Origin of the sequence: Segatella copri (genome assembly GCF_019127135.1) — a bacterium.
Taxonomy (GTDB): Bacteria; Bacteroidota; Bacteroidia; order Bacteroidales; family Bacteroidaceae; genus Prevotella.
On record NZ_JAHOEA010000007.1, the window covers coordinates 21,699 to 39,972 of the forward strand.

The following is an 18,274-nucleotide window of genomic DNA, read 5'->3' on the forward strand; positions in this document are numbered from 1 at the left end:
CTAAATCAATAGGCTTTCTGGAATTTATTGTGTTAATAATATTAAATATCGTTGCAAAGGTAACATTTTATTTTGAAAACACCAAACTTTTTGGCAAAAACATTTATTTTTAACATTACCCGTACTTGTTTTCCAAATAAAATTCGTAACTTTGCACCGATGTGTTAAGCATCAAACCCAACAAACGAATAAACTGATTCATACAAACGAATAAATACATTTAAAAATCATAAAACTAGAACAAAGACAATGAAGAAATTCTTTAAGACCCTACTCGTTGCTCTGCTCCTCATCCCTACCTGCGCTTGGGCGGATAATGGATGGAACGATGCTGAATATCAGCGCATTGAACAGAGCATACAGTTGCCTAACATCAAGCAGGCAACCAAGAAGTATGTAATTTCTGCCTATGGAGCCAAGCAGAACGCTTCGGCTGCACAGAACCAGAAGGCAATCAACAAACTCATCGCCCTCGTCTCTAAGAAAGGTGGCGGTACCGTAGTCATACCGAAGGGTACCTGGCGCACAGGAGCCATTGAGATGAAGAGCTTCGTAGAACTGAATCTCGAAGAAGGTGCCGTACTGCAGTTTGCCTTTGAGCCAAAACTCTATCCGCTGGTTCGCACCGCATGGGAAGGACTGGCATGCTGGAACTACTCTCCATGCATCTACGCCTACAAGGTTTCCGACATCGCCATTACCGGTAAAGGTACCATCGACGGAGGCGGCAACAATGATACATGGTGGCAGTGGAACGGCAACCCTTACTTCGGATACAAGGAGGGCGTAACCAAGGAACACCAGAAGATGGGCTCCCGCGCCAGACTGCAGAAAATGGCAGAAGACGGCGTGCCTTTTGATGAGCGCAAGTTCGGTATGGGACAGGGCCTCCGCCCTCAGCTCGTCAACTTCGTACGCTCTGAGCGCATCCTCATCAAGGACGTAAAGATGATCAACTCGCCTTTCTGGGTGATGCACCCTCTGCTCTGCAAGGACATCACGGTAGACGGCGTAACTGTTTGGAACGAAGGACCTAACGGAGACGGATGCGACCCTGAGGCATGCGAGAATGTACTCATCCAGAACTGTATCTTCCACACCGGCGATGACTGCATCGCCATCAAGAGCGGACGAAACAACGACGGTCGTCTCTGGAACAAACCATCCAAGAATATCATCATCCGCAACTGCCGCATGGAAGACGGACACGGTGGCGTAGTCATCGGTTCTGAGATTTCAGGCGGATGCGAGAATGTATACGCCGAGAACTGCGAGATGGACTCTCCTCATCTGGAGCGCATCCTCCGCATCAAGACCAACAACTGCCGCGGCGGACTCATCCAGAACATCCACATGCGCAAGGTTACCGTAGGACAGTGTAAGGAAGCCGTGCTCAAAATCAACCTCGACTATGAGCCAAGAGAGGCTTGCTACCGCGGATTTGAACCTACAGTGCGCAACGTGAGCATGGAAGATGTTACCTGTCAGAAGAGCAACTACGGTGTGCTCATCATCGGTGGAAACAAGGTAGAAAACGTATACGACATCCATGTAAAGAACTGTAAGTTCAACGGTGTCATCAAGCAGCCTACCAAGGTTACCGGCAAGACAAGAAACGTGAAGTTCGACAACCTCATCATCAACGGCTCACTGGTTCTCAACAAGGAAGACCGTCCTTACCAGACCTACTCAGAGTGGCTCACTCACAGCGAGATGCAGCGCGTGCCTCAGTCTTACCTGCTCGACTTCAGCAAGAAGCCAAAGTGGAGCTACGTAATGGGCATTGAGATGGAAGGTATGCTCGACACCTACCTCCACTACAAAGGCGGAAAGAGCACCTTCAAGGGAGCTGATGCCGAAGCCAACAACGAGGCAATCATCAACTACCTGAAAGAATATCCAGCCAAGATGATTGACGAAAAGGGAAACATCACAGGCTACAAATATGAGGATTTCAACCTCGACAATGTGCGCACCGCGAAGTTTATCCTCCGCATGCACAACCTCTTCCCTAGCAAGAGTAGCGAACTGGCACTGAAGACGCTCTTCAAGCAGCTGCAGAACCAGCCTCGCACCAAGGAAGGCGTTTACTGGCACAAGGCTATTTACGCCAACCAGGTATGGCTCGACGGCATCTTTATGGGTTTGCCTTTCTACTGCAACTACGCCGTTCAGAACCTCAAGCCTAAGAAGGCGAAGAAGATTCTCGACGATGCGGTAGACCAGATTGTGAAGACCGACCTGCGTACCTACGACGAGAAGACGCAGCTCTGGAAGCATGCTTGGGACGAAACCCACAGCCAGTTCTGGGCAAACAAGGAAGACGGAAAAAGCCAGCATACCTGGGCAAGAGCCCTCGGATGGTACGTCATGGCAATGACCGAATGCCTCGACGCCATGCCAGAAGATTATGCGCGCCGCGGCGAAATCATCACCTTATTAAATAAGGCAATGAAGAGCGTGGTGAAATACCAGGATAAGAAGACGGGCGTATGGTACGACGTGATGGATGTAAAGGATCCTCGCAACTACCTCGAGAGCACCGCTTCAAGCATGTTTGCCTATGTTCTCCTCAAAGGTTACCGCAAGGGATACCTCGGCAAGGAATATCAGGAAGCAGGTATCAAGGCTTATGAGGGTATCCTGAACAACTTCATCAAGGTAAACCCAGACAAGACCATCAGCCTTACCCGCTGCTGTGCTGTCAGCGGACTCGGCCCTGGCCCTGGCCCATACGTAAAGAAGCCAAACTACAAGCGCGACGGCAGCTTCGACTATTACATGAGCGAGCCTATCCGCGACAATGATGCCAAGGGCGTAGGTCCTTTCATCTGGGCTAGTCTGGAAATGGAAATGCAGGGACTGAATAAGTAAAACTTAGTTAATAGTTTAAAGTTTACAGTTAATAGTTAATAGTTTAAAGTTTATAGCGGCTTTGCCGTATAGCAAGATTGCCCATATAAACTATTAACTGTAAACTATTAACTATAAACAGAATTCACCGATGGAAAAGAAAATATTCATAACAATGGCAGCAGCACTCATGAGTGCTGCTGCTTTGGCACAAACTCCAGCCTTTCCGGGCGCAGAAGGTCACGGAAGATACGTAACCGGCGGAAGAGGCGGAAAAGTAGTACACGTAACCAATCTCAACGACAGCGGAACAGGTTCTTTCAGAGAGGCTGTCAAAACGGGGAAGAGAATCATCGTCTTCGATGTGGCTGGCGTCATCGCCCTGAAGTCTGATCTCAAGATAGGTGACAACATCACCATCCTCGGACAGACTGCCCCATCTCCGGGCATCACCCTCAGATATTACACCGTTCAACCGGGCAACAACAACATCATCCGTTTCCTCCGCATACGCCGCGGAGAGGAAAAGAACATCAATGACGGTGCGGATGCTACCTGGCAGCGCAACAAGACCGGCATCATCTTCGACCACTGTTCCTTCAGCTGGAGCATCGATGAGGTGGCTTCATTCTACGACAACAACAATTTCACCATGCAGTGGTGTACCGTTGCCGAAAGTCTCACCAATCCGGGTCACTCTAAGGGTGCACATGGTTACGGAGGCATCTGGGGCGGTAAGCTAGCCAGCTTCCACCACAACTTCATAGGTCATCTCATGAACCGCGGTCCGCGTTTTAATGGTGCAAGATACGGATGGACAGGCTACACCAGCAACAAGAATTATTCAACCTACCAGTGGAAGAACACAGTGCAGGCTGAAAACGTAGACTTCCGCAACTGCGTAATGTATAATGCGCAGGGCACCTGCTACGGAGGTCCGGGCGGCGGACAGATTAACATCGTGAACAATTACTACAAGGCTGGACCTAGCCAGGGACTTAAAGGAACTACTCTGAATGGTCTCAAGGTAGATGTAAGCACAGGCAAGGAACGTGGCAGCCAGGAACGTATCACTCTGGTAACCGTATCAACCAGCAGTAATTCTGACAAGAATCATCCTGAGTTTTACGAAATGACCAGCAGATACTTTATCAATGGCAACACCACGGAAACCACCAAAGGATCTGTTACAAAGAACAAAGACTGGAAGGGCGTAAGCTACGACAAGGGTACTTATACATACAATGATGAGATTTATTCAGCCGACAAGAAGAATCTTTATGGTGATGCAGTAGAACATAAGACCATCAACGGAGTTTCCTGTGTCAAGATCAAGATGGACGAACCGGCTCCTACAGGAGAGGTTACTACCCACTCTGCTGCCGAATCCTTCAACAAGGTATTGTCGTACAGCGGCGCCTCACTCTACCGCGATGAGATTGATGCGCGCTACATGGAAGAGGCTAAGACCGGAACAGCCAAGTATAAGGGAAGCATTACCCAATCACCTGGCATCATCGACAAGGTGGCAGATGTAAACGGTTACACCGAGGCTAACTTCGGCACCGCTACTCGCCCTGCCGACTTCGACACCGATAAGGACGGAATCCCAGATTCATGGGAGACAGCCAATGGTCTGGATCCAAACGACGCCACAGATGCCCTCACCTACTCGCTTGACAGCAAGGAGTACTACACCAACCTTGAGGTTTACGCCAATTCGCTGGTTGAGGACATCATGAAGCAGGGCAATGCTGATGCCGAGAACAAAGTAGATGAATACTATCCTGCATGGAAGAATCCTACAGGCATCTCACAAATCACCGGTTCCAATCCAAGTGAGCTGGTCAAAGTAACGTATTACAGCCTCAACGGCACCCTCCTTTCTGCTCCTCAAAAAGGAATCAACGTCCGCAAGATGTTGTTTAAGAACGGAAAGACCGTAACGGATAAGGTAATAAAGGAATAAACAAAAAACTCTTATAAACAAAAAGGGCATTCCCTCCATTTGGGAATGCCCTTTAGTTTTATCTGTTTACACAATCTGTTACTTTACATACTTCTTACCGTTCTTGATTACCAAGCCCTTTGCAGAAGAAGAAACCTCCTGACCAGCCATGTTGTAGGTCTTACCATTCTTCTTGGCTGCGGCAGCGTTTACAGAAGAAATGCCGGTTGATGTGCCAACCTTATACTTAAAGCCATAGAAACCCATTTTAGTACCTGCAGCAAGCACATAGTAAGTACCACCAGCAGCAACATCGAAGGTTACAATACCATTAGACTTAGCATCAATGATGTTCTCACCCTTGTCATTCTGTGTGAACTTCTGAGAATCACCACCCTTTTCACTAGGCAAATTGTAAGAATCAGGAGCCACCTCATCAAAATTCGCATCCAAAATATGAAAACCCTTGTTTCCACCCAACTGTACACCAACAGTTACAGAACCAGCCTTTACTGGATCTAACTTATAAACACAACCTGTTGGCTCGGCTTTATTCACCAACTTACCATTGTTCTTACCACATACATAAGCAGTAAAAGCAGCTTCAGCCCAGTTATCAGTAGACTTACCATCAGCGAAAGCAACACCAGCTTTTTCCATATAAGTCAAAGTGATGTTTTCTACTGATGTAATCTTATCACCAGCATTTACCTTGTCACCCACCTGCACTGCATAAGTGCCTTGAGCGTTCATACTTGCTGCCATGGCGACAGCTGCAATAAGAGTAAAGAATTTCTTCATAATCGTTTATTTTAAGTTTATAAATTAAATTTAGTTGACGAATAACTGTATTGCAGTTTAATTCATTTGCTAGTTCTTTTCGGTGGCAAAAATAACAAATCATTTTGAGAATCTCAGAAAAATGTGAACCAAAATGAACTAAAACTACGAAAACGTTTGCGTAACTTTTAGAACAAAACAAAAACAAAAACACCTTAAATAAAAATAATAAGTGTATTTTTGCACTTACAATCTTAAAGATAGAAAGTATAAATAATAAGTATAACAACCTAAAAGGCAAACAAATGAAAAAGAATCTACTCAGATTGGGGCTTCTCAGCCTGTTGCTTGTCTTTGCTTTTATTGCAAAGGCACAAAATGTCACTGCTGTTTGGGACTTTCAGAACAATCTTCCTGAAGGTATCAACACTGCAGCAAACTTCCAAGGTAAGGAGGGCGACCTCGCTTCTACCGTAGAAGGCATCACCATGCACGTCAACGCTACACAGGGTAAGTTGAAGGGCAGAACATCAGATGCACAGTTTAACGCAGGAACCATCCTGCAGATTCCAGTAAAATCAGCAAATGATGTTGTAACCGTAACAAGTTACCCAAACTACCACAACCTCACCGTAGGCGGAAAGGCAGCTACTGAAGACGTAACAGAATACAACGCAACATCTGCCGAAGTGGCTAAGGGATATGTAGAAGTTGTTGCTATAGGCGGCTGCTACCTCTATCAGGTTAAGGTGGTACACGTAAGCGCCATCCAGGAAAAGGCACTCTACACTACCGACTTCACAAACTGGGAAAAAATTGACAACACAAAAGCTACGGGCGTAGTGGTAAATCTCAAAACCCTTTACAGCAAGGAGGCATTTACCTTTACATTCAATGGAGTGGGTGTTGACCCTCAGGGAAATCAGGCAAAGTTCTCCGACCGTACAGGATATATGATTACTGCTAAGTATACAAACCAATACAAGGATGCAGAACCAAGCGCAGTAACCTCTCCATTGGCTAACATCACAAAGATTATGCTCCATCAGGCAGCTACAGGTGGCAAACGTGGTATCAAGGTATCCGTAAAGGGCGACGGCGATGCTGACTGGGTAACCATCCACAACGTATCAATTGTAACCGCAAGCGGTGAAGATCTGACACTCGACGTAAACCGCACCAACTGCCAGATCAAGTTCGAAAACTTCGCCCTCAACCAGAACGCTTACGTTACCGACCTCGCCATCTACGGAAACGTAGATATGAGCAAGACTCCAATGCTGGGTACTTTCAGCCTCAACGGCACCAAGTATTCAGCCGTTGACATCTTCAATGAAGACGCATCAGGCAAGCAGCTCGCTACCCTCCTCGTTTCAAAGAAGGCAAACCTCATCAGCGAGACCAATCCGCTGAAAGATCTCGTTGCTGCAAACGGAACCATCAAGAGCACAACATACACTACCACCGGCGAAGGTGCAGACCAGAAGACTGTGGTAACCATCGTTGTAGAATCTAAGGGAGATGAGGTAACTTACGAACTCACCGTAGCCTTCAAGCCAGACTTCACCCTCACCTATTATAATATAGACGGCACAACAGTGCTCGGAACCCAGAAGGTGGAGCAGGATGCAAACATCGAAAAATTTGCAGAAGGCATGGAAGAGAAGGTAACCGTATCCGAAGGTAAGAAATTCCGTGGCTGGGCTGGCGAATTGAAGAAAGACAGCAAGAAGTTCACCGCCTCTTCTGTCATCACAGCAGATGCTAACCTCTATGCACTCGTTACAGATATTGAGACCGTAAACGGAACAGCACGCTACGACTACGACTTCCAGAAGGAAGGTTTCGACATCAACGACCACGAGGCAATCTCGGTAGAAGGCAACGGAAAATGGCATGATGCCACACACGGCTGGAGCTTCGAAGCTACCGACAAGATCAAGGTTAAGATGGGCGGCAAGGGTTACATCAAGATGAATCTCTGCCAGTATTCTAAGTCGGGCAAGATTACCCTCCTCGATCCTAAGGGAAATGAAGTAAGTTCTATTAATGCAAAGGCTACCAAGGACGGCAACCTCGGCATCCTCCAGAACGAATCTACCGAGAGCGGAGAATATACCCTCACTTTCGATGCAGATACTTACATCCACAGCCTCAGCATCGTAAACATGACAACTCCTGCTTACACACAGAACGGCAACTGGATGGAGGTAAAGGCTGGCGATGCACAGAGCTTCATCACAGCCCTCGAAATTGCGAACGGCAACAATGCAGCAGCCAACGCTGCCCGCACATACATCTTCTTGCCTGACGGCACATACGACCTCGGCGACAAGTGTCTTACCCCAATCAGCGGTAACAACATCTCTATCATCGGCGAGAGCATGGACAACACCATCATCGTGAACAAGCCAGAGGTAGAGGGAATCGGTGTTACTGCAACATTGTTCAATACCAGCACTGGTCTCTACATGCAGGATCTCACCCTGAAGAATGCTTATCCATTCGACAAGAGCACCGGTCGTGCAGTCTGCCTCCAGGACAAGGGTACACAGACCATCTGCAAGAATGTGAAGATGCTTTCTTATCAGGACACTTACTACAGCAACAACAATAATGGTCAGTACTACTTCGAAGGTTCAGATATCCACGGAATCGTAGACTTCATCTGCGGCGGTGGTGATGCATTCTTCAACAAGTGTACCTTGACATTGGAACCAGGTAAGGGTTCATACATCACAGCTCCTTATACAGACGGCACCAAGTATGGTTACGTATTCGACGGCTGCAAGATTGTAGGTTCAGCTACAGACAGCTTTACTTTCGGTCGCTCTTGGGGCGGTACAGCCAACTGTGCATTCCTCAACACCATCCTCGACAAGAACGCAGCAGCCAAGATTGCTTCTACCCGCTGGACAACAGGTGGTATGAACGTAGTTGCCAAGAACTTCTTCGAGTACAACACTCTTGATGAAGACGGTAAGGTGATTTCTCCAGCCGAGAACATCGTGAAGTTTACCAAGGATAAGGAAGTAAGCGAGTACAACACCATCATCACTGCAGAGAAAGCAGCCGAGTTCAGCCTCGACAAGGTATTTACCAACTGGAAGCCTGCCGACCTCGCTTCTCAGACCACAGCGACAGCGGCTACATTGAGCAACGACAAGCTTTCATGGACAGGTGATGCCCAGATGTATCTCGTAGCAAAAGACGGCAAGTTCTTTGCCCTGACCACAGAGAAGTCAGTAAACCTCAACGGCGAGAAGGGTTCATTCACCGTACGTGCAGCCAACCAGATGGGTGGTTTCGGTGCAACAGCCAATTCAGTAAGCACCGGCATCCACAACATCGCCTCAGCTACAGATGCAGCAGTCATCAAGACCGCCATCTTCGCAGCCGACGGCACCCAGCTCTCAAATCTTCAGAAGGGTATCAACATCATAGTGAAGACCCTGGCAGATGGCAGCAAGAAGACAAGCAAGGTCATCGTAAAGTAAAGAAACAGAGACCATAAGTAATTAGATTGACAGATAACTTTCGGAGTGCAATATCCCCATCCTCTTACAGAAGGGTGCCGGATATTGCACTTTTTTTGCTCCCTCAGCTTCTGAAACAGCAGAAACGGGAACAGAAAAAACAGACCGTCGAAATGTAAAAAACAGAGCATTTACGCAAAAACCTGTAAACGTTTACGTGTTTTTTTTACCCCCAACATACCCCGATTCTCATATTTTTTATCTAATTTTGCAGCAAGAAAACCAAGACTTAGCTCACGCTACGCATCCAGGTTGCCCCACCGGAGCCTTCGGTCTCCGAAAGAAACAGCCTTCAGCAAACAACTGCTGAGGATTGGGATTCTACTTAAAAACATTAAGAAAAAACATTAGAAAATTAGTAATTTAGAATAAGTTTTATCTAAACCTAAAGTGTATGTCTGGTAATTTTAGAAAAAAGAAAATTGCTTTGGCAGGCGCACTGATGTTCGTAGTAACAAGTGTATCTGCACAAACAGTAAAAGGCGTTGTTACTGACAATACGGGCGAGCCAATCATCGGCGCATCTGTCATGGAGGTAGGTGTAGCTGGCAATGGTGGCGTGACCGACATTGACGGTAACTTCACAGTAAACTTAAAAGGCAAAAGCAAGAAACTGAAGATTTCATACATTGGTATGAAAGCTAAGGAAGTAAGCGTTGCAGGTAAAGAATCAATCGATGTAAAGCTTGAGGATGACAACACCACCCTCAACGATGTCGTAGTAATCGGTTATGGTACTGTTAGAAAGAAAGACCTCACAGGTTCTGTATCTTCTATCAGCGACAAGCAGATTGCCAACATTCCAGTTTCTAACGTAAGCGAGGCGATGACCGGTAAGATGGCTGGTGTAAACATCACTACCACTGAAGGTTCACCAGATGCTGACGTGAAGATTCGCGTGCGTGGTGGTGGTTCCCTTTCTCAGGACAACTCTCCACTCTACATCGTTGATGGTTTCCCAGTTAGCTCAATCAGCGACATCGCTCCTAGCGAAATTCAGAGCATCGACGTATTGAAGGATGCTTCTTCTACAGCCATCTATGGTGCCCGTGGTGCCAACGGTGTTATCATCGTAACAACCAAGAGCGGAACTGAGGGTAAAACTCAGGTAAACTTTAATGCTTCTCTCGGCTACAAGAAGGTTACAAAGTTGATCAAGACTCTTGATCCTTATAACTTTGCATACTCTCTTTATGAAGTTGGTGCAACAAACTATGGTAACTACAGCGACCTCGATATCTGGAAGTCTGTAGAAGGTACAGACTATCAGGACGAAGTATTCGGTCGTACTGGTAACCAAAAGCAGTATAATGTAAGCGTTAGCGGTGGTACTAAGGATATCAAGTATAACATTGGCTTCTCTCATAACGACGAGAAGAGTATCATGCTTGGTTCTGGTTATGCAAAGAACAACGTTAACGCAAAACTCAACGCCAACCTGAACAAGTGGTTGTCACTCGACTTCAATGCTCGTATGGCATTCACCAAACTTGATGGTCTGAATGGTGGTGCTGACACAAATGAAAGCAACGCAGCCAACTCTATCGTTGCCAATACCGTAAAGTTCTGGCCAGTATATCCTCTTACAGACAGCGATGAGGACGAGGAGAACTCAACATCAGTAGAACGCAATCCTATCGAGCGTATTTATGATTCTTATAAGTATCAGGAGCGTTTCCAGCAGAACTACAACGTAGGTTTGAACTGGAAGCCTTTCAAGAATATCACCTTACGCTCAGAATTTGGGTATCGCTGGGATTACAACAATACCGATCAGGTTTGGGGTTCTAATGCCACAACCAATTCAAAGTACGGCTACAATGGTCAGCCACAAGCTGTGTTTACTAAGGTAAGCAAGAAGAACTGGCGCAATGCCAACACTATCACTTACGATAACAGCAAGCTTTTCGGAGGCCGTGACCATATCAACGTATTGTTGGGTCAGGAATGGAGCAGCAGCGAGCAGACTACAAGAAATGCCATATCTGTTGCTTACCCAGCATCTTTTGGTATTGATGACGTTTTGTCAAATACAGGTGCAGGTACTGCCCTTCCAAACGAAGGAACTATCGCTGCCGATGAGAACATCCTCTCATACTTCGGTCGTATCAATTATACATTGAATGATAAGTATCTGGCAACATTCACTATGCGTGCTGATGGCTCTAGTAAGTTTGGCAGCGGCAACCAGTGGGGTGTATTCCCATCTTTAGCCTTGGCATGGCGTATGTCTGACGAATCATTCCTGAAAGGTGCTTCTAAGTGGCTCTCTAACTTGAAAGCTCGCTTGAGTTTCGGTACTGCCGGTAACAACCGTATCAATTCCGGTTTGATTTCTACCGTATACTCTATGGCTAGCAACACATCAAAGGTTCCATTCTTTGATGAGAATCGTGGTTCAATGTTGGAGCATGGAACTTATCTCTATAACCCTAACCTGAAGTGGGAAACAACTGTTACCCGTAACTTCGGTATCGACTATGGTTTCTTTAACGGACGTATCAGCGGTACTTTGGATTTCTACTGGAATACCACTAAGGACCTCTTGATGCAGACTTTGATTCCATCAAACACAGGTTATAGCTACCAGTTCCAGAACTTTGGTAAAACTTCTAACAAAGGTGTCGAGTTAGCACTCAATGCTGTCATCGTAGACAAGAAGAAGTTTGGTTTGAACTTCAACTTCAATGTTTCTTACAACAAGAACAAGATTGACGAGTTGAATCTTGAGAATCCATGGCAGAGCAGCAACTGGAGTGGTTCTACCATCTCTAAGTATGAAGACTTCCGTGTAGAACAGGGCGGCCGACTTGGTGAGCTCTGGGGTTACAAGATGAATGGTTACTATACAGTATACGACCCAGCTACAGGCACTGGCGACTTGGTTCTCAATGCTAAGGGTAAGTGGGAATTGGCTGATGGCGTAAAAGACAAGAGCAAGGACATCTTTGGCGGTACCTACTACCCTGGTGGTCCTAAGGTACAGTGCGACGAAAATGGTAATCCTATCAAGCAGCGCCTTGGAAATACCGTTCCTACAACAACTGGTGGTTTCGGTTTCGACGGTCACGTAGGCAACTTCGACTTCAATGTGTTCTTCAACTACTCTCTTGGCAACAAGATTGTAAACGGAACCAAGCTGGCTAACGCCTTCTATTCAGGTTCTAACAAGAAGTACAACCTTGTAGATGACTTTACCCTCGACAAACGTTACACATGGATTGACCCTAACAATGGTTTGAACCTTGGTAAGATTTCTACTTCAACCATCACAACATATGGTGGCACAGAAGAAGTTATGGCTCGCTTGAACGAGTTGAACCAGGGCAAGAGCATCTACAATCCAGCTGCCGTTACAGCCATGCAGTTGACTGATTATGCTGTAGAAGACGCTTCATTCCTGCGTTTGCAGAACGTAACTATTGGCTACACATTGCCAAAGACCTGGTTGAAGAACATCTTCATCAGCAACGTACGTATCTACTTCACCGGCTACAACTTGCTTTGCATGACAAGCTATAAGGGTTACGACCCTGAAGTTGACACAAGCAGCAAAAAGAATCCTATGACTCCAGGTATCGACTACGCAGCATACCCTAAGAGCCGTACATTTGTAGGTGGTATTAATGTAACATTCTAAAAAAGTAACAAAGAACATGAACAAGATATTTTCAAAAGTCTTGGTAGCTTTGGGAGCTGCAACATTGGTTTCTTGCTCAGACTTCCTTGATCAGAAGTCACCTTCTGAGTTGGAGAACTCTAATGTATATGGTTCTACCTACTACACAGGCTTACGAGTAAACAAGATATATGGCGGTTTGACTCAAGACCGTACATACTCTCAGGACCTCGCCATCGTATGGAATCTGAACAGCGACATCGAATTGGTGGATGGTCTTGGAAGTGACGCTACTAACGCTACAAGTGAGCGTGGTAACATGAACTACAATGCCGATCCAGGATGGTCTAAGATTTCTGGCGTGTGGGATGCACTCTATGGTGTTATTGAAGACGCAAACGACGTTGTTGATGGCGTAAATAACAGCGACCTGTACCAGAATGGTAGCAAGTCAGACAAAGCAACAATGGGACGCTATCTCGGTGAGGCTTTAACACTCCGTGCACAGTGCTATCTCGACCTGGTACGTTTCTTCGGTGACGTACCTTTCAAGGCAGAGTCATCAAAATCAGACCTTTCCAATGCATACCTTTATAAAATGGATCGCGACAGCATCCTTGACAGCTTAATGGTAAATCTTGATGAAGCCATCGAACTTCTTCCTTGGGCAGGTCAAGAAGGATACACTACAGAGCATGCAACTAAGGGTTATGCACATGGTCTCTTGGCACAGATTGCCTTGACACGTGCAGGATATGCTATCCGCGAAAAAGCGAAGGAAGGCTACGAGACTGCAACTTACACAGACGCAACCTACCCTACACAGCGTCCAGGTGCCGCTAAGTGTAAGGAACTGTATGAGATTGCACTCAAGCATCTCAGTGCTATCATCAAGAGTGGTTCACACAAATTGAATCCATCATTCGAAAATGAATGGTATCTCTTGAACCAGCTGACTCTCGACAAGACCTATCAGGAAAACCTCTTCGAGATACCTATGGGTAGCAATGTTACTGGTGAGTTGGGTTATACAGTTGGTGTACGCTTGAATGGCGTTACTACAGAATATGGTTATGGTAACTCTACTGGTAAATTGAAGTTGACAGCGCCTCTCCTCTACTCTTACGACAAGGCAGACCAGCGTCGTGACGTTACAGTAGCAGCATTCGAGATTAAGCAGGATGGTAAGAAGACTGTAGAGAGCATGCTTGGCAACGCTCCATTTGGTCTTTATTGCGGTAAGTGGGATGCTCGCAAGATGAACGACAAGTGGTTGGCAGACAACTTGAAGGCAACAGCTAAGCACACCACAGGTATTAACCCTGTCGTGATGCGCTACTCTCAGATTCTGCTTTGGTACGCTGAGGTTATGAACGAGTTGGCTGGTCCTACAGGTCGTTATGATGGTGACGCAGGTATGACTGCACTTCAGGCTCTTGCAGAAGTACACGACCGTGCTTTCAGCGACAAGGCTTTGGCAAACCACTACATCAACAACATTCCTAAAACCAAGGAAGGTCTGTTCGAAGCAATCGTACAGGAGAACGCTTGGGAGTTTGCTGGAGAAGGTTACCGCAAATGGGATTTGATTCGCTGGAATCTCTTGGCTCAGAAGATTCAGGAGTTCAAGGATACTTATATCCAGGACTTGACTGACAAGAAATATCAGGAGAAGATTTACTTCAACTATACTGATGACACAAAGACCAAGATTGACATGAGCAGTGTAACTTGGTATGGTCTCGCCGGAGATGAGTCTGAATCAGACTTTACTGGTAGTGCAGATAGCTTTGGCAAGTCTAGCTTGACAAGCGGCAAGGATACTCAGGTAAACACTAACTTGCCTTCTATCAGCAGTGGTCTTGTAGGCGACAATGTACCTGTTAAGAACAGATACCTCATGCCTATTGCATCTACCACAATCTCTGCATCAAATGGTCATTTGTACAATTCTTATGGCTATAACGATTAGTACGAACTGTTAATAATAGAAACAAGATGAAAATAAAGAATATATTTGGAATGTCATTGGCCTTCTTGGCCATGACTCCAATGGTTTCTTGTACAGATAAGAACGACTGGGAAGTTGACAGTGCTCACGACCGCTTGTTTGGTGTCAAGAGTTCTGCTTTGTCTGTTGACACAGATGACGACCAACCAACCAAGATTGCAATCAACTTCTCTGCTTATGACAAGAACACAGAATACTACATCGTAGAGTTGAGCACAGACTCTCTTTATGATGACGTACCTATGGGAGGTGAGAACGCAAGAATCTTCGGTGAAGACAAAAGCATCACATCTGCTCCAGTTGACATTAACAACCTGGAAGAATACACCAAGTACTACATGCGTGTAAAAGCTATGTCTTCAACCAAGGCTGAATCAAAATGGGTATATTATAAGGATGGCGACTCTTTCCGTACTCCAGGTATCCTTCACGATGTTTTGGAGAAAGACCGCTTGGACGATAACATCCGCTTGACATGGATTCCAGGTTCTAACGTAACCACTCTTCGCTATACTTATAAGGATAGCGAGGGAGAAATCCAGACTGAGGACATCGCTCTGACAGATGCTGACCGCGAAGCTGGTGAGTATAAAATTACAGGTTTGAACTCAAATCGTTCATATACATTTAGCTTACTCAATGGTGAGAAAGTTCGTGGTTCCAAGACTGTGAAGACAGCCAAGGGATTACCTTCTGCAGATTACACTGTAAGATTGAACGAAGACCGTACAGTCATCACAAATGAAGACATCGAAGAGTGGGCTAATAAGGCATTCGAGAAGATGGAAGGTGCTTCTAATGTATCTATCACATTAGGTATCCCGGCAGGTAAGACTATCGACTTGGGTACTTCAGAAAAGGCAATCAGCATCCCTGAGGGTGTTTCTATCTCATTCTTCGGTAGAGCTGGTGAAAAGGCAACACTGAATGTAAAGAAGGCTGTATCTGTAGCAGGAAATCATGGTTACATCAGCTTTGAACACGTAAATATTGATGGACTTCAGAACACAGATGAAGGCATTTCAGGCTGCCAATATTTCATCAATGAAGATAAAGCTTGCGATATCGATTCTTTGGGATTCACAGAATGCAATATCAGCAACATGGAAAGAGCACTTGTTAACTTCAAGGCTTCTTCTGGTCAATCAGTAAACCTGCTTATCATTGACAATTGTATTTCAAATAATCATGGTACAGGTGGTTATGCATTCATTTGCATGAACAAGGGTATGGACAAGATTAACAACATCAAGTTTGTTAACTCTACATTCTCAAACATCAGTCTTGGAAAGAGTAGTGTCTTCGATTTATCAAAGGCGAAATCTTCTACAACCATAGACATAAATGCATGTACTTTCTACAATGTAGTTGGCGCAGATGGCTATTTCATCAATGCAAAAGATGCAAAACAAGGAATTAAAATTAAGATGAATAAGACAATCCTTGCAAAGACAGCCAATCCAAATGCTAGAGGTATCCAAGCTTGGGATTTGGACGCTAAAAAGAATGGTGTAGTAAAACCTGATGCAACAGCTACATACCAGACCACAGACTTCAGTTTCTACAAAAACTCTTTTGAAGTTAACAAACTTGAAGTAGCATCTGGCTCAGCGTTCAAAAATGCAGCCAATGGCGAATTCTATCTCAAAAACTCAATCTTGGAGAAGGAAAAGGTAGGTGACCCACGTTGGATTAGATAAATTCAATCAAACTATATTTAAATAAAGTGCAATGCCCCATCGGCGTTGCACTTTTTTTGTTTCTCTCCCTCTCCCCCACCACTCACAAAACTTTTTTTGTTAATTTCTTGGAAGTTACGAAAGAAAAGCGTATCTTTGCAGCGTAATATTAAGAAATAAAAGAAAAGAGAATGAACGGAGAAAACTATATAAGATTTGACTGGGCGATGAAACGCCTGCTGCGCAACAAGGCTAACTATGTTGTGCTCGAGGGTTTCCTGTCTTCATTACTTGGAAAGAAATTTAAGATTCACCGCTTCCTGGAGAGCGAAAGTAACCAAGAAGACGAAGACGATAAATATAACCGAGTAGATATTCTGGCAGAAAGCGAGGATGAACAGTTATGCATCATTGAAGTACAAAATAGTCGTGAGCATACTTATTTCCATCGCATGCTCTATGGTGTATCTAAGGCAATAACAGAGTATATTGGTCTTGGGAAACCATACGAAGCGGTTCGCAAGGTGTATTCCATTAACATCGTCTATTTCGAACTAGGACAAGGAAAAGATTATGTGTACCATGGTAAAACCGAATTCATCGGCGAACACGAACCACACGACATTCTGAAACTCTCCATCCGACAGAACGAGAAATTCTTTGGCATCAAGGATAAAGATTTAAAACTTAGAAAGAGCCCTGGCGACTTGTTCCCTGAGTACTACATACTACGTGTCAATGATTTTGACAAGATAGCAACTACCCCTCTTGACGAATGGATAGAATTTCTGAAAACAGGCTCAATCAGCTCCGAAGCCACTGCTGCAGGATTACCAGAAGCACGTGAGCGACTTCGTGTGGATTCACTCTCACAAGAAGACAAGCAAGCTTATTACCGACATCTAGAAGCTGTTAGACATATGAAAAGCCTATTCGACACTAGCCGTGACGAGGGATTTCAAGATGGCTTAATGGAAGGAAGAGCAGAAGGAAGAGCAGAAGGAAGAGCAGAAGGAAGAGCAGAAGGGGAAAAAGAAAAAGCCCTAAACATCGCTCTCAAACTTCTTGCTTTCAACACACCAATCGACATCATTTCCCAATCCACTGGATTAACTGTTGAAGAGATTAAAAAATTGAAACAATAATACTATACGAATAATAGAGAGGGTGTGTCATAAGTGGGATGACATGCCCTCTTTTTTTCGCTATTTCAGCCACTTCAGTCAACTAACTCAGCCACTTCAGGCAGCTAACTCAGCTACTTCTGTCAACTCATTCAGTCACTTCTGCCAGCTAATTCAGCCACTTCATTCTGCTAACAAATCCGTCTCATTCTGCTTACGAATTCGAATCTTCGAGACAACGAAGTCATATCTTCAAGCCAGCGCAATCGAATCTTCAAGCCAGCGCAGTCGGATCTTTAAGCCAGCGCAGTCGAATCTACAAGCCAGCTGAAGCCTCTGACTTTTTATAAATAACTGATTAGTCAATCCTCTTTATGCTATTTCTAACTTGTTTTCTTGTGGTGAAAGACTTCTGCAGAAGTTTTTTTTCTCAAATATAATGCCACTAATATCACACTTAGACTTAACCATCTGATTATAAGCGAATAACGCGTGGCAATAAGGGGTGTTTTTATTGTCACCTTATTGCCACCTGTTACCACGCCCCTGGTAAGCGGCTCCGCTTGCCGATGTTCCCGAAATTACGTCACGACGTAGCATCTGAGGCGTCACGACGTAGCAATCGGTGCGTCACGACGCAGTAACAGATACGTCGCGACGTAATTCCGGCGACATCCTGCTCACATCAAGTAAGCCTCATTTGAGCTTCAAATAAGCCTCTTTA

At 45.3% G+C, this 18,274-nt stretch carries 8 protein-coding genes; 7 read left to right on the top strand and 1 reads right to left on the bottom strand.

The genetic code is table 11. The annotated features are described in order from the left end of the window. Positions 1–249 precede the first annotated feature (249 nt). Both KSW37_RS03220 and KSW37_RS03225 read left to right on the top strand, forming a co-directional pair. Complete coding sequence (locus tag KSW37_RS03220) at positions 250–2,874, top strand: glycoside hydrolase family 88 protein (protein ID WP_217313314.1); 2,625 nt, start codon at positions 250–252, stop codon at positions 2,872–2,874. A gap of 130 nt (positions 2,875–3,004) precedes the next feature. Then, positions 3,005–4,822, top strand: coding sequence for a pectate lyase family protein (locus KSW37_RS03225; protein ID WP_217313313.1), 1,818 nt, complete (start codon positions 3,005–3,007; stop codon positions 4,820–4,822). Positions 4,823–4,900: 78 nt separating this feature from the next. Here the strand turns inward: KSW37_RS03225 and KSW37_RS03230 are convergent, their stop codons facing one another. Next, positions 4,901–5,602 (bottom strand): hypothetical protein, encoded by a 702-nt coding sequence (locus tag KSW37_RS03230; protein WP_217313312.1) that lies wholly within the window; start codon positions 5,600–5,602, stop codon positions 4,901–4,903. Positions 5,603–5,886: 284 nt separating this feature from the next. Between KSW37_RS03230 and KSW37_RS03235 the strand changes: the two genes are divergently transcribed. From KSW37_RS03235 to KSW37_RS03255, 5 genes are all read left to right on the top strand, one after another. Further along, positions 5,887–9,078, top strand: coding sequence for a pectinesterase family protein (locus tag KSW37_RS03235; protein ID WP_217313311.1), 3,192 nt, complete (start codon positions 5,887–5,889; stop codon positions 9,076–9,078). 433 nt (positions 9,079–9,511) lie between these two features. Next, positions 9,512–12,757 carry a SusC/RagA family TonB-linked outer membrane protein gene (locus KSW37_RS03240; RefSeq protein WP_217313310.1) on the top strand — a complete coding sequence of 1,082 codons (3,246 nt, stop codon included), beginning with the start codon at positions 9,512–9,514 and terminating at the stop codon, positions 12,755–12,757. 16 nt (positions 12,758–12,773) lie between these two features. Beyond that, positions 12,774–14,708 (top strand): RagB/SusD family nutrient uptake outer membrane protein, encoded by a 1,935-nt coding sequence (locus tag KSW37_RS03245; RefSeq protein WP_217313309.1) that lies wholly within the window; start codon positions 12,774–12,776, stop codon positions 14,706–14,708. 26 nt (positions 14,709–14,734) lie between these two features. Further along, positions 14,735–16,447 carry a DUF5123 domain-containing protein gene (locus KSW37_RS03250; protein ID WP_217313308.1) on the top strand — a complete coding sequence of 571 codons (1,713 nt, stop codon included), beginning with the start codon at positions 14,735–14,737 and terminating at the stop codon, positions 16,445–16,447. Positions 16,448–16,617: 170 nt separating this feature from the next. Next, positions 16,618–17,571, top strand: a complete 954-nt coding sequence (locus tag KSW37_RS03255) for an Rpn family recombination-promoting nuclease/putative transposase (RefSeq protein ID WP_217313307.1) — start codon at positions 16,618–16,620, stop codon at positions 17,569–17,571. Positions 17,572–18,274: the final 703 nt, after the last annotated feature.

Excerpts from the sequence above, each read along its gene's own strand:
- KSW37_RS03220 (WP_217313314.1), top strand. The coding sequence starts at position 250 with ATGAAGAAATTCTTTAAGACCCTACTCGTTGCTCTGCTCCTCATCCCT.
- KSW37_RS03245 (WP_217313309.1), top strand. The coding sequence starts at position 12,774 with ATGAACAAGATATTTTCAAAAGTCTTGGTAGCTTTGGGAGCTGCAACA.
- KSW37_RS03230 (WP_217313312.1), bottom strand. The coding sequence starts at position 5,602 with ATGAAGAAATTCTTTACTCTTATTGCAGCTGTCGCCATGGCAGCAAGT.
- KSW37_RS03250 (WP_217313308.1), top strand. The coding sequence starts at position 14,735 with ATGAAAATAAAGAATATATTTGGAATGTCATTGGCCTTCTTGGCCATG.
- KSW37_RS03235 (WP_217313311.1), top strand. The coding sequence starts at position 5,887 with ATGAAAAAGAATCTACTCAGATTGGGGCTTCTCAGCCTGTTGCTTGTC.
- KSW37_RS03255 (WP_217313307.1), top strand. The coding sequence starts at position 16,618 with ATGAACGGAGAAAACTATATAAGATTTGACTGGGCGATGAAACGCCTG.
- KSW37_RS03240 (WP_217313310.1), top strand. The coding sequence starts at position 9,512 with ATGTCTGGTAATTTTAGAAAAAAGAAAATTGCTTTGGCAGGCGCACTG.
- KSW37_RS03225 (WP_217313313.1), top strand. The coding sequence starts at position 3,005 with ATGGAAAAGAAAATATTCATAACAATGGCAGCAGCACTCATGAGTGCT.